The following is a 19474-nucleotide window of genomic DNA, read 5'->3' on the forward strand; positions in this document are numbered from 1 at the left end:
AATCGATTTCACGAAAATTTGCCCGACGACGCGCCTCCACCACTGGGTTGGCGCCCGGGCAAGTTTTGACGAATGGGGACACGAATTATGGCAAGCGACAAGGTGCCGATGCTGGCCGAGGGCCACCGCAAGCTGACTGAGGACGTTCGCCGGCTGAAGCTGGAACGGCCAGAGATCATCGATGCGATCGAGGAAGCGCGCGCCCACGGCGATCTGTCGGAAAACGCCGAATATCACGCCGCCAAGGAGCGGCAGGGCCAGCTTGAGGCGATGCTCGCCGACATCGAGGACAAGCTGAGCCGCGCGTTGGTGATCGACCCGACGACGCTGTCGGGCGACAAGGTCGTCTTCGGCGCGACGGTCACGCTGCTCGACGAGAACGACAAGGAAGTGAAATATCAGGTTGTCGGCCAGACCGAGGCGGATGCCCGCGTCGGTCGCATCAGCTACAACTCGCCGCTGGGCCGTGCCCTGATCGGTCGGCAGAAAGGCGACGAGGTCGAAGTGACCACGCCGGCCGGTGATCGTTACTACGAAATCGCGAAGATCGAGTTCGTCTAAGTCACCATGGACGGCGCGCGCCTCCGTTCCGCGACGGCAGTCATCGCCATCGCCACCGCCGCGGTGTCGATGCTTGTATTCCTGTTCGGGCTGGACGAGCGGGCGGCGTTCCTAGCCGGATTCGTTCCCGCGCGGCTAAGCGGTCTGCTGATCGTGCCGGCGGCGGTGCCCGCATTCCTGACGCCGCTCACCTCCACGCTGCTCCACGGTAACTTCATGCACCTCGGCTTCAACCTGCTGATGATGGTGTGGGTTGGCGTGCAGTTGGAACGGATGCTCGGCGCCAAGGCGATTACCGTCGGCTATCTCGTCGGCGCGGTGGTCGCGGCGCTGGCGCAATTCGCCGTCAATCCCGCTTCTACGATCCCGATGATAGGCGCCAGTGGTGCGATCAGCGCCTGGTTTGGCGCCTATTCGCTGATGATCGGCCAGCCCAAGCAGGTCTTCGCGTCGCGCGGCGCCAACCGTGCCCTTCATGCCGTTTGGCTGATGGTGGCGTGGGTCATCATCCAGTGGATGACCGGAATCGCCGCTGGGCAGGACGGGATGATGCTGGCAATCCCCGCTCACATCGGCGGCTTCGCCGCGGGGCTGCTGTTGCAGCGGCCGTTATTGCTGTGGCGGTATCGCGGCGCCTGATTCCGCGCCTTCCGGCTGCAGAAGCCGGTGCAGGTGGACCACGACATATTTCATCTCGGCATCGTCGACAGTGCGCTGCGCCGCGCCGCGCCATGCCTCTTCCGCATCGGCATAATTGTCATAAAGGCCGACGAAATCGATGTTCGACAGGTCGGTGAAGTCGAGGCTGCGCGGGTCCTTGACGCGGCCGCCGAACACAAGGTGAAGCTTGCTCATGCGCGCCCCGCTACAAAAAAGCCGACCGGCCCGCCACCCAAAATCGGGAGGGGGCCGGCCGATTTCCGCTAGCGCCTGTCGCGCACCGCGCCGATCGCCGCCTGGCCAGACGATTTGGCCGCCTGACCGATGCCATCGATGAGCGATTGCACGGCGGACTTGCCGGCATCGGCGGTGATATTAAGCTCGGAAAGCTTTTCCTGACCTGCCGTCCGCGCAGCGTCGATCGCGCTTCTACCTGCACCCGTCAGCCGCTGACCGACAGGGCCGATCAGCTTCTTCTCGACATTGGTGCGGGGCAGCAGCGACGCCAGCAGCGCGCCGATGGCAAGGCCGCCGCCAAGCGCGATCAGCGGCGCTTGCGCGATGCTGTCGCCGGCCTTGCGACCCGATTCCGACGCCTTCTGGCGCGCCGAGTCATAAGCTTCGATCGCCCTCTCGCGCGCGCTGCCGAGGGCGTCGGCGGCACGATCGCGCAGGCCGTCGGTGCGAGTATCCGAGGTGGAGGTGGTGTCCTGGGCGCTCATCCTTGCTTCTCCGTCTTGCTTGCGGCGCGCCGGGGAGCACGCCGTCTCACCGGCGGGGCCACCGGCTTGTCCAACTGGGCGGGCTTCGCCGCCGGCTTCTTTTCCTTCTTCGCCGAAGTCTTCATCGCTCCAGCGACCTTCTTGGTTGCATCTTTCAGCGGTTCACGGGCCAGGAACATCGCCAATGCGGCCACCAGACCGGTGGCCACGACGGGCCGCTTTGTCACAGCGTCAACGGCGTCTTCGGCAAGGTCGGCGCCCTTGTTCTTGGCTCCTTCCCACGCCTCTCGGACCAGTTTCCTCGGCTGGAGTTGCGCTACCAAGTCGTGGAATGTCCCGACGAATTCGGCCTTGGTACGGGCGACTTCCGCCTCCGCCAGCTTGACGCGATCAGGTTCAACCATTGCGGTCATCCAGCTTTCGCTTGGCCAACCAGCCGAGAAGTCCAGACATGGCGGCCGCGATTGCGGTCGCGATCAGGCCGCCGCCAAGCGGTCCGATCAGACTGCCGAGCCACAGCGCAAGCGTGACGAACAAGACGATGAGGGCGACAAGGCCGAACACCGCTGCGCCGGCTCCGAACAGGGCCACATGGCTGTAGCCCGCGACGGCGTCCTGTGCCTTCGCCTTTGCCAGGCCGATTTCGGCGTTGGCGTAGGCTTTTCCCTGATCGACCAATCGCCGGGCATAATCGGCGATTGGCGTTTCCTCGTCGTTCATCGCCCCTCCCATACTGGCACGCGGCTAATTGTCGTCGCGCGCCTTGCGACGGTCATCATTGTCCAGCCCGGTCTTGACCAGCCGGGCCAGCGCGAATCCGACAATCGCCGCGCCGGCCAATGCCACGCCCGGACTTTTGCGGACGAAGTCGCGCGTGTCTTCGATCAATTCGTCGGCGTCCTTGGCGGCGAGCTTGTTGGCGACATTTTCAAGGCTCGTCGCTGCACTTCGCGCATAATCGCCATATTCAGACCCAAGGCGTTCGTCGATGCCGCTGGCGGTATCGCCGATCATCTTGGAGACGTTCGCGAGTGCCTCGCTCGACCGTTCCAGGCCTTGGCCGACGAAACCGCGGGCCTTGTCGGCGGCCTGTCCCGAGAGTTTGCCGCTGCCTTCGCGAACCTTGCCGAGCATTTTATCGCGGGCGGTTGGTTCCTTCACGATCAAATCCTCCTCACGCTCCGTCGCGGATGCACCGGCAATGACCTTGTCGGTGCCTTCGGGCAGGGTTTCGTTCTCAGCAGCCATAGTGGGTCTCCTTGTCTGACTCCACAACCCTCGCAGGTTGGGACGCGTTCCAGTCCTTCGACCGAAAGTTGCACGCTTCGACGCACAGCCTATAGGAGCCGACGAACCGCATCCACTGCCCTTGGAAAGGCCTTCCATGACCGCGATCGTCGACCTTCACGCCCGGCAAATCCTCGACAGCCGCGGCAACCCCACGGTCGAGGTCGATGTGACTCTGGAAGACGGGTCGATGGGCCGCGCGGCGGTACCTTCGGGCGCTTCGACCGGCGCGCACGAGGCGGTCGAAAAGCGTGACGGCGACAAGTCGCGCTGGGGCGGCAAGGGCGTCGGCCAGGCGGTCGAGGCTGTTAACGGCGAGATTGCCGACGCGGTGGTCGGCTTCGAGGCCGAGGATCAGGCCGACATCGACGCGACGATGATCGACCTCGATGGCAGCGGCAACAAGGGCCGGCTGGGTGCGAACGCAATCCTGGGTGTCAGCCTGGCGGTGGCCAAGGCAGCGGCCGAGGCGCGCGGGCTTCCGCTCTATCGCTATGTCGGAGGCGTCGGCGCGACCATCCTGCCGGTGCCGATGATGAACATCCTCAATGGCGGCGCCCACGCCGACAACCCGATCGACTTCCAGGAATTCATGGTCATGCCAGTCGGTGCGGAGAGCTTTTCGGAAGGCCTTCGCTGCGGCACGGAGATCTTCCACGCGCTGAAGTCGGCGCTCCACGCCAAGGGGCTGGCGACGGCGGTCGGTGACGAAGGCGGCTTCGCGCCCAACATCGCGTCGGCCCGCGCCGCGCTCGACTTCATCGCCGAGGCGGTGGGGCAGGCCGGGTACAAGCTTGGCAGCGACGTATTGCTGGCGCTCGATTGCGCCGCGACCGAGTTTTTCAGGGACGGCGCCTATCGAATGGACGGCGAGGGCTTGAGCCTGTCACCGGTCGAGATGGCGGATTACCTGGCGTCGCTCGCGGCCGATTACCCGATCGCCTCGATCGAGGACGGGATGGGCGAGGACGACATGGCAGGCTGGAAGGCGTTGACCGACAAGATCGGTGATCGCGTCCAGCTGGTCGGCGACGATCTGTTTGTGACCAACGAGACGCGCTTGGCGCAGGGTATCAAGGACGGCATCGCCAACTCGATCCTGGTCAAGGTCAACCAGATCGGGACGCTGACCGAGACGGTCAATGCGGTCCGCCTGGCGCAATCGTCGGGCTACACCGCGGTTATGTCGCACCGGTCGGGAGAGACCGAGGATTCAACCATCGCCGACCTCGCCGTCGCGCTTGGTTGCGGGCAGATCAAGACGGGAAGCCTTGCCCGGTCGGACCGCACCGCGAAGTACAACCAGCTGCTGCGGATCGAGGAAGAGTTGGCCGACGCCGCCCGCTATCCGGGCGTGGCCGCGCTCCGGGCCTATAAGCCCAACTGAGTCGGCGCAAAAATAGTTGTGAATCCAACGCACAAAGCGCTTGCGTTGATGACTCCTTTCTGATTCTTAAGGGTTATGGGCGGGGCTTCGAAAAGCGTTGGACTGTTGCGTCGGGCGATGTGGCCCGCGCTGGCGGTCATCGTCGTCGGGAACTTCGCCACTTATGCGGTTGCCGGGCCCAACGGCCTGCTCGCCTGGGGCGGCTACAGCCGCACGCTGGCAGAGCGGAAGGCGGAGCTCGCGCGACTGGAGCAGCACCGCAAGGAATTGCGTCACCGCTCCGCGCTGCTGTCGCCCGACAACGCTGATCCGGACATGGCCGAAGAGCTGGTCCGCCGCGACCTCGGCCTGGTGCGCCCGGACGAAGTGGTCCTTCCGCTCGAGTAGCTGCCGCTACGGCATTGCCCAAAGGTGCAATGCGCTCCTATAGCGCGGCCAACGACAAGCATCATCCGGAGAGTGCCGTGGCGCGTCCCGCCAAAACATCCGCGACCGAGCCCGCTGCGAAGGCTCCGCCGCCAGTCGCAAGCCGAACCGCGAGCGCCCCGCCGAGCCCAAGCCCTATGCGGCCAGCAAGGAGGAGCTTCTCGATTTCTACAAGCAGATGCTGCTGATCCGTCGCTTCGAGGAGCGCGCCGGCCAGCTTTACGGTCTCGGCCTGATCGGCGGATTCTGCCACCTCTACATCGGGCAGGAGGCGGTCGCCGTCGGCCTGCAGAGCGCGATGAAGGTCGGTCGCGACAGCGTCATCACCGGCTATCGCGATCACGGCCACATGCTCGCCTATGGCATCGATCCGAAGGTGATCATGGCGGAATTGACCGGCCGCGCCGCCGGCATCTCCAAAGGCAAGGGCGGATCGATGCACATGTTCAGCGTCGAACACGGCTTCTACGGGGGCCATGGCATCGTCGGCGCGCAGGTGTCGCTCGGCACCGGGCTGGCCTTCAAGCATCAGTATGCGGGCGACGGCGGCACCTGTCTCGCCTATTTTGGTGACGGCGCCGCCAACCAAGGCCAGGTCTACGAGAGCTTCAACATGGCGAAGCTGTGGGACCTGCCGGTGATCTACGCGATCGAGAACAACAAATACGCCATGGGCACGTCGGTCGACCGGTCGGCGTCGGAACCCGACTTCTACAAGCGGGGGGAAAGTTTCCGGATTCCCGGTATCCAGGTTGACGGCATGGACGTGCTGGCGGTGCGCGGCGCGGCGGAGGAAGCGATGGCCTGGACCCAGGCAGGGAAGGGCCCGATCATCCTCGAGCTGCTGACCTATCGCTATCGCGGTCACTCCATGTCCGACCCGGCCAAGTACCGGACCCGCGAGGAGGTTCAGGACTTTCGCGAGCACCGCGACCCGATCGACCATGCCGCGCGCGAGCTTGAGAAGCTCGGCGTCGGACAGGACGAGCTGAAGGCAATCGACAAGCAGATCAAGGACATCGTCGTCGAAGCGGCGAAGTTCGCCGAGGAGGCGCCGGAGCCAGAGGCCTCCGAATTGTATACCGACGTGCTGGTGGAGTCTTACTGATGGGGATCGAACTGAAGATGCCCGCGCTCTCGCCGACGATGGAAGAGGGCACGCTTGCCAAGTGGCTCGTCAAGGAAGGCGACAGCGTGTCGTCGGGCGACATTCTGGCCGAGATCGAAACCGACAAGGCGACGATGGAGTTCGAGGCGGTCGACGAGGGGACGATCTCCAAGATTTTGGTTCCCGAGGGCTCGGACGGTGTGAAGGTCGGGACGGTCATCGCGCTGATGGGCGGCGAGGGGAGTGAGGCCGCGACGCCCGCGCCTGCGTCGGCTGCCGAAGAAGCGCCCAAGCCCGAACTGCCCGCCGAGCAGAAGGTTGAGGCGACCTCGACTCCGCACCAGTTCGAGAGTGGCGCCCGCGACCTCGTCGCCGACGTCCAGGCGACCCGCGATCCACCGGAAGTTCCGGAAGGGACCGCCGTGACCCCGACGACCGTCCGCGAAGCACTGCGCGACGCGATGGCGGAGGAAATGCGCCGCGACGAGCGCGTGTTCGTGATGGGAGAAGAGGTTGCGCAGTACCAGGGCGCCTACAAGGTGACCCAGGGCCTGCTCGACGAATTCGGACCGAAGCGGGTCATCGATACCCCGATCACCGAATATGGTTTTGCCGGCATCGGGTCGGGAGCGGCGATGGGCGGCCTGAAACCGATCATCGAGTTCATGACGTTCAATTTCGCGATGCAGGCGATCGACCACATCATCAACTCGGCCGCCAAGACCAACTACATGTCGGGCGGGCAGATGCGCTGCCCGATCGTGTTCCGCGGTCCCAACGGCGCCGCGGCCCGCGTGGGCGCGCAGCACAGCCAGAATTATGGGCCGTGGTACGCCAGCGTGCCGGGCCTGATCGTCATCGCGCCGTACAGCGCGGCGGACGCCAAGGGGCTGCTCAAGGCGGCGATCCGCAGCGATGACCCGGTCGTGTTCCTCGAGAACGAGCTGCTCTACGGACAGAACTTCGATGTTCCGCAATTGGACGATTACGTCCTGCCGATCGGCAAGGCGCATATCGCCCGGCCGGGCAAGGATGTAACGCTGGTCAGCTATTCGATCGGCGTTGGCGTTGCGCTCGAGGCGGCGGAAAAGCTCTCCGCAGAAGGCATCGACGCCGAGGTCATCGACCTGCGCACGCTTCGGCCTCTCGACAAGCAGACCGTACTCACCAGCCTGAAGAAAACCAATCGCCTGGTGGTTGTCGAGGAAGGCTGGCCGACCTGTTCGATCGCGTCGGAAATCATGGCAATCTGCATGGAAGAAGGCTTCGACGACCTCGACGCGCCGGTCATGCGGGTGACCGACGTCGATGTGCCGCTGCCTTATGCCGCGAACCTCGAGAAGATGGCGCTGGTCAAGGCCGACGACGTGGTGAAGGCGGCCAAGGCGGTCAGCTATCGCTGAGGGCTTACGGGATCGTGACCTCGTCCGGCTCTATTGGCCGGTGGAGTTGCGGCCCGCCTTCGATGCGGTCTTTGCCATCGATGACGCGATGGCCGATGTGGTCGCGTCGACCAGCCAGCCGGCATTGGGAGCGATCCGTCTCGCCTGGTGGCGCGAGGCACTGGAGCGGCTCGACACTGCGCCGCCGCCGGCTGAGCCGCGATTGACCGCGGCGGCGGGCGAACTCCTGCCACGCGGTATTTCCGGTCGGCAACTGGCCGCGCTGGAGGAAGGTTGGGCAAGCCTGCTCGAGGAAGCGCCCGACTTCATGCAGGTCGCGCGACGCGGGCAGCGACTATTCGCGATCCTGGCTCGACTGCTCGAGGCCCCGGCGGGCGATCTCGATGCCGACGGCCGACTGTTCGCGGGAGTCGACGCCGCGCGCCGAGGCTACTGGACGCTAGCTGGGGAAAAGGACGCTGCCACCGCCGCTCGTGCTCGCCCGAAAGCGATGCGCCCCGTGACGGCGCTGGCGGCGCTGGCGGCGCGTGACATCGATCGCGGCGGGCCACCGTTCGAAGCGGAGGCGACACCGGGGCGGGCGCTCACCCTGCTGTTCCATCGCTGGACCGGGCGGCTCTAGCTTCCGATTGAACTCCGTCCGTTTCGCCGCTAGCCCTGCCACCGCCGGATCGCCTTTCGTTTAGGAGGGCCAATGGGCCGTTTCCTTGCCGGTATCGCGTCCTGCCTGTTGTTCGTCACGGGCGGTATCTTCCTTTGGCAATCCAGCGCCGATGGTACGCCCGTCCCCGACGCGCCCGCCGCGCGGCTGCCGGCACCCGCGCAAACGACGCGCCTCGCGCCCATTCCGGAGGCTCCCTCCGCCGATCCAAAATCCAAGGAAGAGAAGCGCTTCGACCGGGCCGATAAGGACAAGAATGGGCGGATCACGCTGGCCGAGCTGGTCGAGCCGCGACGCAAGGCCTATGCCAAGCTCGACCTCGACGGCGACGGCAAGCTCAGTTTCGAGGAATGGGCGGTCAAGACGATCGGCAAGTTCGAGGGCGCCGACTCCGACAAGAGCCGCTACCTCACCCGCGCCGAATATCAGACGACCGCGCCCAAGCCCCGGCCGAAGAAACCCACCTGCCAATGCGCTCCCGCGCTGGCCTCGGCCGACGACTGATCGGTTTGACGAAGCGGGGAACATTGCACTGCAACATCGGTTGTTTGCCAGCCGGTCAGACGACGTGTCGCTGCCCGGTTGTTCATCGGAGATCGACGTTGTTGTTCCTGGTAGGTTTGTTTCTCGTCGCCGCGTTCGGATGCCTGTTGATCGGCGCTTTTTCCAGAAGTGCGCGCAAGCAGCGGCGCTTCATCACGCTCTGCGCGATCCTGATGGTGCCGTCGCTGATCCTAAGCTCGGTCATCTTCCTGACCAGCGGTGCCTGATCAGGCGGGGACGACCTCGGACCGTTCGAGCCACCCTGCCAAGGCCTCACGCGCGCGGTTGGTATATAGCTTTTTCCGGTCGACCTTCTTCGTCTTGGGCCCTTCCAGCGGTGGCATCAGGCCGAAGTTGATGTTCATCGGCTGATAGGTATCCGCCTCCGCCCCACCCGTGATGTGGCCGAGAAGCGCGCCTAGAGCCGTCTCGGCCGGAGGAGGCGGCAACGTCTCGCCGCGCGCTTCGGCCGCCGCGAACCGTGCGGCGAGCAAGCCGATGGCCGCGCTTTCGACATAGCCCTCGCAGCCGGTGATCTGACCGGCGAAGCGGACGTGCGGCAACGCCCTCAGTCGTAGCTCACCGTCGAGAAGCTCGGGCGAGCGGATGAAACTGTTGCGGTGAATGCCGCCGAGGCGTGCGAACTCGGCGTTCTCAAGCCCGGGGATGGTGCGGAAGATACGGACCTGCTCGCCATGCTTCAACTTGGTCTGGAAACCGACCATGTTCCACAACGTGCCGAGCGCATTATCCTGGCGAAGCTGGACGCAGGCGTAGGGCCAGCGCCCGGTGCGCGGGTCGTCGAGGCCGACGCCCTTCATCGGGCCGTAGCGCAGCGTTTCGACGCCGCGGCTCGCCATCACCTCGATTGGCATGCAGCCTTCGAAATAGGGCGTGTCCTTTTCCCATTCCTTGAATTCGGTCTTTTCACCCTCGTTCAAGGCGGCGACGAAAGCTTCGTACTGCTCGCGATTCATCGGGCAGTTGATGTAATCCTTGCCACCCTTGTCCCAGCGGGCGGCCATCCAGCAGACGTCCATGTCGATGCTGTCGCGATGCACGATGGGTGCGATAGCGTCGAAGAAGGCGAGGGCGTCGCTGCCGGTGACGTTGGCAATCGCGTCGGCGAGGCCCGGCGCGGTCAGCGGGCCGGTGGCGACAATGGTCGAGCCGGAAGCGGGGAGGGCGTCGACGCGCTCGCGTACCACCTCGATGTTCAGATGGGTTGCGATTTGCCGGGTGACCTCTTCGGCGAACCGTTCGCGGTCGACCGCTAGGGCCGAGCCCGCAGGCACGCGATGTTTGTCCGCCGCGGCCATGACCAGCGATCCCAGCACGCGCATCTCCTGGTGAAGCAGGCCGACTGCGTTGTTTTCCGCATCGTCGGAACGGAAACTGTTGGAGCAGACCATTTCGGCAAGGCGGTCGCTATCGTGTGCCGGGGTGGAGTCGCCGCCGCCGCGCATCTCGCTTAGGCGCACTTTCAAACCTGCCTCCGCAAGCTGCCACGCCGCTTCCGATCCGGCGAGACCGCCGCCGATAATGTGAACCTGATGGGACATGGCGGCGTTCCTAGTCGAGACCGGAAGGAGCCGCAAAGGCCGATGCAGAGTAAGGTTGCAGGATGAAGCTGTTTACCATCGGTTATGAAGGCGCGACCCAGCCCGACTTCCTCGCGGCGCTGAAGGCGGCAGGGGTCGAGCGGGTGATCGACGTTCGGGCTTTGCCGCTCTCGCGCCGACCCGGCTTTTCCAAGACGCCGCTGGCTAATGCGTTGGCCGAAGAAGGCATCGAATATGTCCACCTCCGCGCGCTCGGAACACCGGCTGCGGGGCGCGAGGCGGCGCGAAAGGGACGGCACCAGGAATTGGAGCGGATTTACGCGGCGCAGCTGGAATTGCCCGAAGCCATCGTCGCTGGCCAGCGGATGCGCGAGTTAGCATCTGAAAAACCGAGCGCGTTGCTTTGTTTCGAACGGGAGCCGGGCGGGTGCCACCGGTCGCTGTTGATTGCGGCGGTGGCACCGGACGCGGAACAGATAGACCTGTTCGCCTAGACTTCGGCGGGTGCCTCCGGCGCGGTGTGACCGACGATCAGCGCTTCGATGTCCGGGATGGGTCGGCCGGTCATTTCCTTGTCGATTTCGCACACGACCCGGCGCTCCGCTTCCTTGTGGAGCTTCTTGCGCAGCTCGCCAAGCGTCTTGGGAGGGGCGATGATGGCGAGCGCCTCGAAGTCGTTGGCCAGGGCGCGCTTGTTGACCTGTTCGGCCGCCGAATGGGCCCAGCGGTCTTCCTCCAATTGCTTGAAGTCGGTTTCCTCGTAGGCCACGCGCCCGCTGTAACCGGCCGATTGGCCAATCGTCCCCGGCGCATCCGTCTTCATTTCCCCGTCCGTCAGATCTTCGCGCTCGTCGTGCGCCTCGGTGCGCAGGTCGATCTGGTTCTGGTCGCCGTGATTACGGAAGAACAGCGTCTTGCGGCCGTCGGTGACCAGGACGAGGGCGTTGTTGGGGATGGGCATCGAAGCTCCTTCGCGGTTGGATGAACATCAAATCAACGAAAGGGCGGGGATCAGCGTTCCAGCCGTTCGTCGCCGCTGGCCGGCCGTTCGACCAGCGGCGGATCGTACAGCTTAGCGCCCGTCTTCTGGGCCGGCTGCGAGGTCATCGGCGGTGTCGGCACCCGTTTCCGGTGCGATTTCGCTACCGGCCTCCAGTTCGATCTCCTCTTCCTCGCTTTCGTCGATCTTGGCCACGGACACGACTTTCTCGGCATTGGCGACCTTGAAGATGGTCACGCCCTGCGTGTTGCGGCCGGCAATGCGGATATCGCCGACGGTCGTCCGGATCATCTTGCCCTGGTCGGTGACCAGCATTAGCGATTCGCCAGGCTTCACCGGGAAGCTCGCCACCACGCCGCCGTTACGTTCCGAGGTGACGATGTTGGTGATGCCCTGGCCGCCGCGGTTGGTCCGGCGATACTCGTAGGTCGACGAGCGTTTGCCGTAGCCATTCTCGGTAATCGTCAGCAGGAACTGCTCCTTGTCCGCGATCTCGGCGTAGCGTTCTTCATCGATGCCTTCGGCGGCGCTGTTGTCGCGCCATTGCGGCGCCTTCAGATAGGCTTCCCGTTCTTCCTGGCTAGTGCCGGCGCGGCGCAGGATCGACATCGAGATGACTTGGTCGTCGCCGAGCAACCGCACGCCGCGTACCCCGGTCGATGAGCGCGACTGGAATTCGCGGACGTCGGTCGACATGAAGCGGATGGCCTTGCCGTTCCTCGTGGCGAGCAGGACGTCGTCCTCCTCGGTGAGCAGGGCGACGCTGATCAGGCGGTCGGACGGATCGCCGTCCTCGCCCTCGCCGAACTTCATGGCGATCTTGCCTGCCGTCGGGATGTTGGTGAACGCATCCATCGAGTTGCGCCGCACCGTGCCCTTCGAAGTGGCGAACATGATGTGAAGGTCGCCCCATTCCGCCTCGTCCTGCGGTAACGGCAGCACGGTAGTAATCGTCTCGCCCTCCGCGAGCGGCAACAGGTTGATCATCGGCCGGCCACGCGCGTTGGGACCGCCTTCGGGCAGCTTCCACACCTTCATCCGGTAAACACGGCCGAGGTTTGAAAAGAACAGCACCGGATTGTGGGTCGAGGTCACAAACAATTCGGTGACGATATCCTCATCCTTTGTGTTCATTCCGGAACGGCCCTTGCCGCCGCGCTTCTGTTCGCGGAACAGGGCAAGGGGGGTGCGCTTGATGTAGCCCGTCATGGTGACGGCCACGACCATGTCCTCGCGCTCGATCAGGTCTTCGTCCTCGATGCCATCGGCGGCAGGGGCGATTTCACTCAGGCGCGGGCTGGAGAATTCACGGTCAACCTCGTCGAATTCCTCCTGCATGACCTCATAGAGGCGAAGGCGATTGGCAAGAATTTCAAGGAGTTCGCCAATCACCTTGGCAAGCTCTTCAAGCTCCTTCCCGATCTCGTCCCGTCCAAGCTGCGTCAAGCGATGGAGGCGAAGCTCGAGGATAGCACGGACCTGCGCTTCGCTGAGGCGATAGGTTTCGCCCGCGGCCTGGGCTTCGACGGCCTCGACCAGCTTGATGTAGGGCCGGATTTCGTCGGCCGCCCAGTCGCGGGCGAGAAGCTTTTCGCGTGCCTCCGCCGGGCTGGCCGAGCCGCGGATCATCTTCACCACCTCGTCGAGGTGGGTGACCGCCACGACCAAGCCTAGCAGGATGTGGGCGCGTTCGCGGGCCTTCAGCAGCTCGAACTTCGAGCGGCGCGTGATGACCTCCTCGCGGAACTTGACGAAGCTTTCGATGATGTCGCGCAGGCTAAGCGTTTCCGGGCGACCGCCGCGGATCGCCAGCATGTTGGCCGGGAAGCTCGACTGCGCCGGCGTGTGACGCCACAATTGGTTCAGGACGACGTCGGGCGTTGCGTCCTTCTTCAGGTCGATGACGATCCGGACGCCGTCGCGGTTCGATTCGTCGCGGATGTCGCTGACGCCCTCGATCCGCTTGTCCTTTGCCGCCTCGGCGATCTTTTCAACCAAGCCGTTCTTGCCGACCTGATAGGGAATCGCCGTCAGGATGATCGAGCGGCGGTCGTTGCGGCCTTCCTCGACGTGGGCCCGGCTGCGCATCAGGATCGAGCCGCGGCCGGTGGTATAGGCGGCGCGGATTCCGGCGGTGCCGAGGATCAGCGGTGCGGTCGGGAAGTCCGGGCCTTTGACATACTCCATCAGACCTTCGGACGTGATCGTCGGGTCCTGGATGTAAGCGCGGCACCCGGCCAGCACTTCGCCGATGTTGTGCGGCGGAATGTTCGTGGCCATGCCGACCGCGATTCCGCCGGCGCCGTTGACCAAAAGGTTGGGGAAGCGCGCAGGCAGCACCTGTGGTTCGCGTTCCGACGCGTCGTAGTTCGGCTGGAAGTTGACCGTGTCCTTGTCGAGGTCGTCGAGCAGGAAACTAGACGCCTTGGCGAGGCGCGCCTCGGTGTATCGCATCGCGGCGGGCGGATCAGGGTCCATCGATCCGAAGTTGCCCTGGCCATCGATCAGCGGCAGGCGCATCGACCAATCCTGGGTCATGCGCGCCAGCGCGTCGTAAATCGCGGTGTCGCCGTGCGGGTGATATTTACCGATCACGTCACCGACGATGCGGGCCGATTTGCGATAGGGCCGATTGTAGACGAAGCCGTTTTCGCTGGCACTGAACAGGATGCGGCGGTGGACAGGCTTCAGGCCGTCGCGCACGTCGGGCAGCGCGCGGCTGACGATCACCGACATGGCATAATCGAGGTAGCTGGTCTTCATCTCCTCGACGATGGAGATGGGGGCAATATCGCCGTGCGTGTCGTCGGCCGGGGGCTGGGTCGCCAAGGATCAATCCTGCTTCACTAGGTACGAAAATTCGGGGATTCGGCGGTCGCCGCCCCGTCGCTTCCTTGCTAGCGGATCACGACCCGGCACGCCACCCCCGCGCGCCCGCGCACGCGAGGGATGACGGCATTTTCGAGCGGATCAGGCAGGCCTAGCGCGGCCAGGCATATTCATTGGCGTCGATCCGGCCGTTGCGGTTGACATCGAGACGGGTGAACGCCTGCGCCGACCAATATTCATCGGCCGACAGATAGCCATCGCCATTGGTGTCGAAGCCGGTCCAGTACGGATTCCAGTAGTCGCGATTGTAGTAGGCGTCGCGATAGAAGCCGTTGCCGTACCAGCAATTCTGGAACTCGCTCTGGCTGATGCGTCCGTCGCGGTCGGTGTCCCAATAGGTGTAGGTCGACGTGCGATACATGTTCCACTCGTCGCCGCTGATCCAGCCATCATTGTTGGAATCGACATAGGTCGTGTTGCCGCAGACGGCACTGGCATTGACCGAGGCGACAGTCCTGGGGGCGGGTGCGGCGGCGGTATCATAGGTGGTGCAGGCGGAGAGGGCAGCCGCGCCGAGGGCGGTCGCGAGCAGAAGGGGGTTACGCATGACGAATCTCCCAAGTTTCGCCGCCCCGCTCACCCGAGATGTATGTGGGTTAGGTGGGAAACACCTGCCGGCTGAGTCGGGTTCCGCTTTGCTCCGGTTCTGAAGTCAGCACGCCAAGCGCTTGGTTCAAATAGCGTTCAGCCGGCAACGGCCAAATCGCCTTTCCCGACACGCCCCCAAGGCGTAAGGCCGATTTTCACGACCAGCCGAGCGTTGCCGAAGCGGCGACCCGACCGACAGGAGATTTACATGCGTTCGACGTTCACCGCGATGACCGTTGTCCTTTTGAGCGGCCTAGCCGCGACAGCCGCACCTGCTGCGCAGAAGGCGGAAGCTGCGGCAACGCCCGCAGCGCAGTCGGACCTGTGCCCGGGCAACCTCAGCAACGGTGCACGCAAGCCGCTGATCGACCTGAAGGCGGCGGTCGATGCCAAAGACGCAGCGGCGTATGCAACGGCGCATGCCGCCGCCCGTGCCGCGGCGAAAAAGCCCGACGACCGCTGCATCCTGGCCCAGCTGGAGCTGAGCAATGCCGCGAACGCCAGCAACTTCACGGCGGCAAGCGCTGCCGTCGACGCGCTTCAGGCCAGTGGTGTCGCCAATACGTCCCGCCTGACGACGATCATCAACAACATCGGCAAGAACCAGTATAACGGCAAGGACTATGCCGGCGCGACGCAGTCGTTTGAAAAGGCGATCAAGCTCGCCCCGAACGACCCTGAAAACTACATGCTGCTGGCGGAAACCAAGACCAAGATGGGCCAGTCGGCCGCTGCTCTGGGCTATTACCAGAAGGCCGCGGAGCTCGGTAAGGCGGGCGGCGCGAAGCTTTCCGAAGATTATCTGAAGCGCGCCGTCGCCGTTTCCTACCAGTCGAAGAGTCCGCAGACCGCGGACCTCGCACGCCAGTGGGTCGCGGCTTATCCGACCAGCAAGAACTGGCGGGACGCGATCAAGGTCTATGCCGATCAGTCCGGCATTGCGCCGAGCGAACTGCTCGACCTTTGGCGTCTCCAGCGCGCGACCAAGTCGCTGGCCGGCGAGGGCGACTATGCCCGCTACGCCCTGTCCGCGACCAACAAGGGGTTGGGCGGTGAAGCCAAGGCGGTGCTGGAAGAAGGGTTCGCCTCCAACTCCATTTCGCGCAGCAGCAGCGTGATCAGCTCGCTTTACAAGCAGGCCAGCGCCAATCTGGCGGGTGACCGCGCGTCGCTTGGCCCGGCCGCGACCAAGGCGCTGGCAGGCACGGCTGTGAAACCGCTGATGACCACGGCGGACGCGCTCTACGGCTATGGCGACTATGCCAAGGCAGCGGAACTCTACCGCGCGGCGGCGACCAAGCCGGGCGCGGACGTTCCGCTAGCGAACCTGCGCCTCGGCGCGGCGCTGACGATGGCGGGCGACAAGGCTGGTGCCAAGGCGGCGCTCGAGGCCGTGACTGGCCCGAAGGCCGAGCAGGCCAAGTTCTGGCTCGTTTACCTGACGCAGCGTCCGTAACGCTTTTCAGCGGTGGAAATTTGAGGGGCGTCGGTCGATCCGGCGCCCCTTTTACTTTGGGTGAGCGGCGTGTCCCGTTAAAGGACGGTTAACCGAATCCCACTGTTGCCCGCCCACGCGTGCACTCATGGCTCGTTCCATCCGTTTTGGAAGGTGCCCGTTTGCGTTTCGATGACCGCCTCAAGACTGTTCTGGACAGCCCGGTCGGCGATTCGCGCGACCGGGCGGTACGCTGGCGCCAGCTGGTGGACTTGTTGTCGCGCGCGCGCGGCGATGCCGATGCAGCGCTGGTCGATCGGGCCATCCAGGCGGCGCGCGACGACCGGTCGAGCGTACCCGACACGGTGCGAGCGGCGACGGCCCGGTCAATCGCAGGCCGTCCACTCGATCCGCGCCTGATCGCGCTGTTCGCGTCGGATGTGCTGGAGGTCGCCGCGCCCCTGCTCGCGGGGGCGACGCTGGACGATGACAGCCGGCGTGAAATCGAGGCCAATGCCAGCGACGAAGTACGGCGGTTCTTCTTCGCGCTCGAGGGCCCTGCGGCGCGTATTAAGGTGGCTGATATGCAGGCGCCGGAGATCGCGCCCGCAGCGAAGCCGCCGGGCGAAGACGAGATCCCGTCGATTGGTGAAGCGGTTGCACGCATCGAACAGCTTCGGAGGGAGCGGGCCGGCGAAGCGGCTGGAACGCCGGTTGAGACTGATGAAATCCCTGACGAATTGCCCAAAACGGCGCCCGAGCCAGTCCGGCGCGAGCCGGCGCTGTTCCGTTGGGAAAGCGACGCCCTGGGCCTGATCGCTTGGGTGGAGGGGGCGCCGCGCGCCGCGCTGATCGGCCGCAGCCTTGCCGGACATGCGGGCGAGGCCCTGCTTTCGGAGGAGTGCCGCGATCTCGTTGCTCGCCGGGCGCCTTTCGCGGACGTGCCGCTGGCGTCGGCCGATCCCTTCGGCGGAGAATGGCGAGTGAGCGGGGCCCCGGCGTTCGCGCCCGGAGATGGTCGCTTCATCGGTTACCGCGGCATGGCGCGGCGGATCGACCTTACGCCGTCGCAACGGGCTGCGGTGCCTCGCGCGTTCGAAGGAGCGGACACACTTCGCGAGATGATCCACGAGATCAAGACGCCGCTCAACGCCATCATCGGCTTCGCGGAGATCATCGACGGTCAATATCTGGGTCCGGCGCATCGTCGATACCGCGAGCGAGCCGGCGAAATCCTGGTCCAGGCGCGCGAATTGCTTGGAGCGATCGAAGACCTCGATTTCGCCGCGAAGCTGCAATCCAGCCGGTCGGCACCGGGCGAGGGTACGGACCTATCAGTCGTACTCCCGGAAGTCGCCGACCGGATCAACGCCCGCACCGAGGCGCGCGGGGTCGAAGTTTCGCTTCAGTTTCGCGGGCGCGGCCAGCGGACCGCGCTCGACCCGGCACTGTCGAGCCGCCTTGCCGAACGCTTCATCAGCGCCATCGTCGATGCCCTTCCCGAGGGTGAGACGCTTGCGGTCGAGGTCGGAGTAACGAAAGGGCAGTGCGCGATTGCGGCGACGCGCCCCGCTCCGCTCGCGGAACTGGAAACACGCCAGTTGTTCGATCCTGGCTTCACCGGACCATCGGGGCAAAGGATCGGCCTCGGCTTTGCCTTTCGACTGGTGCGCGGGCTGGCGCGGATTGCCGGCGGAGACTTGATCGTGGACGACACACGGTTCGTCCTCACCCTACCAACCAAGAAGTAGGGCGCTTGCGCCATCCCGTCGGGCACGGCTATCGCGGCGCGCGGTGGGGCCTGTAGCTCAATTGGTTAGAGCAGGCCGCTCATAACGGCTTGGTTGCGGGTTCGAGTCCTGCCGGGCCCACCAGTCAGCCGTCGAGTGCGCGAAGCGCCACCGCGATGGCGCCAAGCGGTCCGGCGTCGGCGCCCAGACCCGCCGGGACGATCATCTTGCGCAGGACGTCAATCGTCAGGTCCGGCAGGTAGCCGGCGATCAGCCCGGGGATCAAATCGATCGCTCGATCAAGAAGCTGTGGGCGGCCGAGCCCGACACCGCCGCCGAGCAGGATCCGCTGTGGGGACACCGCGCAAATCAGGGTCGCGAGCAACTGCGCGAAGTCGCTTGCGGGCGAGTTCCATCGGGCGTCTTCGGCGGGAACCTCGGACGGCAGTTGCGCAAAGCGCTTGGCCAAGGCCGGCCCGCTGATCAGCCCTTCGACACAATCGCCGTGAAACACGCAGGCCCCTTCGAAATCATCCCCGGGCGCCCGGCGAAGCAACAGGTGTCCCGCCTCGGGATGGAGATGGCCGTGAAGCGTATGGCCATCCACGACCACGCCGACGCCAAGGCCGGTACCGATGGTGATGTAGGCGATGGTGCCGAGCCCTTGCGCAGCGCCCCAACGCTGCTCGGCGAGCGCGGCGGCATTGACGTCGGTGTCGATCGCGACAGGGCAACGAAATCGCTCCGCGAACGGTCCGCGGACCGGGGCGCCGGACCAGCCCGGCTTGGTCGTGGTTCGAATGAAGCCGAAATCGGCGGCGGACGGGTTGACCGCGACCGGTCCGAAACTGGCAATACCGATGGCACCGAGTTCGCTGCCCGCCGCTTCCGTTTCCAGCCAATCGACCAGCGCGCCGATGGTATGGTGAGGATCATCGCCCGTGGGGATGGAGGTCTTCGCCGATATGTCGCGGCCATCGGCAAGTACCGCGATCGACTTGGTGCCTCCCAGTTCGATGCCGCCAACGCGCATTCAGCCTCCGCCAACCGGCCCGGGACGGGCGAGAAGTGGTCGGGGAGACAGGATTCGAACCTGCGACCCTCTGCTCCCAAAGCAGATGCGCTACCAGGCTGCGCTACTCCCCGACGGGGCAGCGCCTAGCAGGGGCCTTCGCCCGCGGAAAGCCTCGATTGGTCGGGAACTTACTGGCTGTTGGTGGTCGGGGCCGGCTTGTCGTTGTCACGATTGATATCGACGTCGACCTTTACGTCGCCGATCTCGTTGCCCAACTTGTCGGCCTCGCGCTTGGCATCGGCGGCGATTGTGCCGGCAACGTCCTGCGCCTTATCGACCGCAACTGCCGCGCTGTTTTCCGCGACTTCCTGGTTGAATTCGACCGTGGTCGTGCCGTTGCCCTTGTCTTCGGTTACTTGGCAGGCGCCGAGCGCCACGCTCATGACCGCCGATCCCAGACACATCATTGCGCGCATTGTCTGTTCCTTTTTTCAAGA

The 19474-nt window shown here is 64.9% G+C and carries 23 protein-coding genes and 2 tRNA genes; 13 read left to right on the forward strand and 12 right to left on the reverse strand.

Annotated features, from left to right (window positions below; translation table 11 throughout):
• Positions 1–87: 87 nt before the first annotated feature.
• Both greA and H9L12_RS04685 read left to right on the forward strand, forming a co-directional pair.
• Entirely contained in the window at positions 88–561 is a 474-nt protein-coding gene (gene greA / locus H9L12_RS04680) for a transcription elongation factor GreA (RefSeq protein ID WP_425506803.1), read from the forward strand.
• Between the two features lie 6 nt (positions 562–567).
• A complete protein-coding gene (locus tag H9L12_RS04685; RefSeq protein ID WP_187542822.1) occupies positions 568–1200 on the forward strand; it encodes a rhomboid family intramembrane serine protease in 633 nt (210 codons plus the stop codon).
• On the opposite strand, the gene H9L12_RS04690 is transcribed toward H9L12_RS04685, so the two are convergent.
• The 5 genes from H9L12_RS04690 to H9L12_RS04710 all read right to left on the reverse strand — a co-directional run bounded on the left by H9L12_RS04690 (position 1171) and on the right by H9L12_RS04710 (position 3191).
• Entirely contained in the window at positions 1171–1416 is a 246-nt protein-coding gene (locus H9L12_RS04690) for a DUF4170 domain-containing protein (protein ID WP_187542823.1), read from the reverse strand. The two genes, H9L12_RS04685 and H9L12_RS04690, sit on opposite strands and share 30 nt — an antisense overlap.
• 68 nt (positions 1417–1484) lie before the next feature.
• A complete protein-coding gene (locus H9L12_RS04695) occupies positions 1485–1943 on the reverse strand; it encodes a DUF883 family protein (protein ID WP_187542824.1) in 459 nt (152 codons plus the stop codon).
• Complete coding sequence (locus H9L12_RS04700; protein WP_187542825.1) at positions 1940–2356, reverse strand: hypothetical protein; 417 nt, start codon at positions 2354–2356, stop codon at positions 1940–1942. Before H9L12_RS04700 ends, H9L12_RS04695 begins: the two co-directional genes overlap by 4 nt.
• Positions 2340–2663 (reverse strand): phage holin family protein, encoded by a 324-nt coding sequence (locus H9L12_RS04705; RefSeq protein ID WP_187542826.1) that lies wholly within the window; start codon positions 2661–2663, stop codon positions 2340–2342. Before H9L12_RS04705 ends, H9L12_RS04700 begins: the two co-directional genes overlap by 17 nt.
• A 24-nt stretch (positions 2664–2687) precedes the next feature.
• A complete protein-coding gene (locus tag H9L12_RS04710) occupies positions 2688–3191 on the reverse strand; it encodes a hypothetical protein (RefSeq protein WP_187542827.1) in 504 nt (167 codons plus the stop codon).
• Positions 3192–3327: 136 nt separating this feature from the next.
• Between H9L12_RS04710 and eno the strand changes: the two genes are divergently transcribed.
• The 7 genes from eno (at position 3328) to H9L12_RS04745 (ending at position 8985) form a co-directional block, all read left to right on the forward strand.
• The gene (gene eno / locus H9L12_RS04715; protein ID WP_187542828.1) at positions 3328–4617 is read left to right on the forward strand and encodes a phosphopyruvate hydratase; all 1290 of its coding nucleotides are present in this window, start codon (positions 3328–3330) and stop codon (positions 4615–4617) included.
• Between the two features lie 117 nt (positions 4618–4734).
• Positions 4735–5004 carry an FtsB family cell division protein gene (locus H9L12_RS04720; RefSeq protein ID WP_246450617.1) on the forward strand — a complete coding sequence of 90 codons (270 nt, stop codon included), beginning with the start codon at positions 4735–4737 and terminating at the stop codon, positions 5002–5004.
• A gap of 97 nt (positions 5005–5101) precedes the next feature.
• Positions 5102–6151: a pyruvate dehydrogenase (acetyl-transferring) E1 component subunit alpha gene (pdhA, locus tag H9L12_RS04725; protein ID WP_187543162.1), complete on the forward strand. Its 1050-nt coding sequence runs from the start codon at positions 5102–5104 to the stop codon at positions 6149–6151.
• Positions 6151–7554, forward strand: coding sequence for a pyruvate dehydrogenase complex E1 component subunit beta (locus tag H9L12_RS04730; RefSeq protein ID WP_187542830.1), 1404 nt, complete (start codon positions 6151–6153; stop codon positions 7552–7554). The genes pdhA and H9L12_RS04730 overlap by 1 nt, the downstream gene beginning before the upstream one ends.
• A gap of 88 nt (positions 7555–7642) precedes the next feature.
• Positions 7643–8176, forward strand: coding sequence for a hypothetical protein (locus H9L12_RS04735; protein WP_187542831.1), 534 nt, complete (start codon positions 7643–7645; stop codon positions 8174–8176).
• Positions 8177–8248: 72 nt separating this feature from the next.
• Positions 8249–8719 carry an EF-hand domain-containing protein gene (locus H9L12_RS04740; RefSeq protein ID WP_187542832.1) on the forward strand — a complete coding sequence of 157 codons (471 nt, stop codon included), beginning with the start codon at positions 8249–8251 and terminating at the stop codon, positions 8717–8719.
• Positions 8720–8817: 98 nt separating this feature from the next.
• A complete protein-coding gene (locus H9L12_RS04745) occupies positions 8818–8985 on the forward strand; it encodes a hypothetical protein (protein WP_187542833.1) in 168 nt (55 codons plus the stop codon).
• On the opposite strand, the gene trmFO is transcribed toward H9L12_RS04745, so the two are convergent.
• Positions 8986–10320 (reverse strand): methylenetetrahydrofolate--tRNA-(uracil(54)-C(5))-methyltransferase (FADH(2)-oxidizing) TrmFO, encoded by a 1335-nt coding sequence (gene trmFO, locus H9L12_RS04750; protein WP_187542834.1) that lies wholly within the window; start codon positions 10318–10320, stop codon positions 8986–8988.
• Positions 10321–10382: 62 nt separating this feature from the next.
• Between trmFO and H9L12_RS04755 the strand changes: the two genes are divergently transcribed.
• Positions 10383–10814 carry a DUF488 domain-containing protein gene (locus tag H9L12_RS04755; RefSeq protein ID WP_187542835.1) on the forward strand — a complete coding sequence of 144 codons (432 nt, stop codon included), beginning with the start codon at positions 10383–10385 and terminating at the stop codon, positions 10812–10814.
• Here the strand turns inward: H9L12_RS04755 and H9L12_RS04760 are convergent.
• From H9L12_RS04760 to H9L12_RS04770, 3 genes are all read right to left on the reverse strand, one after another.
• A complete protein-coding gene (locus H9L12_RS04760; protein WP_187542836.1) occupies positions 10811–11281 on the reverse strand; it encodes a host attachment family protein in 471 nt (156 codons plus the stop codon). The two genes, H9L12_RS04755 and H9L12_RS04760, sit on opposite strands and share 4 nt — an antisense overlap.
• 111 nt (positions 11282–11392) lie before the next feature.
• Complete coding sequence (gene gyrA, locus H9L12_RS04765) at positions 11393–14083, reverse strand: DNA gyrase subunit A (RefSeq protein ID WP_246450698.1); 2691 nt, start codon at positions 14081–14083, stop codon at positions 11393–11395.
• Between the two features lie 217 nt (positions 14084–14300).
• Positions 14301–14756, reverse strand: coding sequence for an EF-hand domain-containing protein (locus H9L12_RS04770; RefSeq protein ID WP_187542838.1), 456 nt, complete (start codon positions 14754–14756; stop codon positions 14301–14303).
• A gap of 249 nt (positions 14757–15005) precedes the next feature.
• On the opposite strand from H9L12_RS04770, the gene H9L12_RS04775 reads away from it, so the two are divergent.
• The 3 genes from H9L12_RS04775 (at position 15006) to H9L12_RS04785 (ending at position 18106) form a co-directional block, all read left to right on the forward strand.
• Entirely contained in the window at positions 15006–16253 is a 1248-nt protein-coding gene (locus H9L12_RS04775; protein WP_187542839.1) for a tetratricopeptide repeat protein, read from the forward strand.
• A 161-nt stretch (positions 16254–16414) separates the two neighbouring features.
• Positions 16415–17983, forward strand: a complete 1569-nt coding sequence (locus H9L12_RS04780; protein ID WP_187542840.1) for a sensor histidine kinase — start codon at positions 16415–16417, stop codon at positions 17981–17983.
• Positions 17984–18029: 46 nt separating this feature from the next.
• Positions 18030–18106 (forward strand) — tRNA-Ile (locus tag H9L12_RS04785).
• Between the two features lies 1 nt (position 18107).
• Here H9L12_RS04785 and H9L12_RS04790 read toward each other — a convergent pair.
• From H9L12_RS04790 to H9L12_RS04800, 3 genes are all read right to left on the reverse strand, one after another.
• A complete protein-coding gene (locus tag H9L12_RS04790) occupies positions 18108–18995 on the reverse strand; it encodes an ROK family protein (protein ID WP_187542841.1) in 888 nt (295 codons plus the stop codon).
• A 36-nt stretch (positions 18996–19031) separates the two neighbouring features.
• Positions 19032–19108, reverse strand: a tRNA-Pro gene (locus tag H9L12_RS04795).
• 57 nt (positions 19109–19165) lie between these two features.
• Positions 19166–19453, reverse strand: a complete 288-nt coding sequence (locus tag H9L12_RS04800) for a hypothetical protein (protein ID WP_187542842.1) — start codon at positions 19451–19453, stop codon at positions 19166–19168.
• Positions 19454–19474 lie beyond the last annotated feature (21 nt).

Origin of the sequence: Sphingomonas rhizophila, assembly GCF_014396585.1 — a bacterium.
Lineage (GTDB): Bacteria > Pseudomonadota > Alphaproteobacteria > Sphingomonadales > Sphingomonadaceae > Sphingomicrobium > Sphingomicrobium rhizophilum.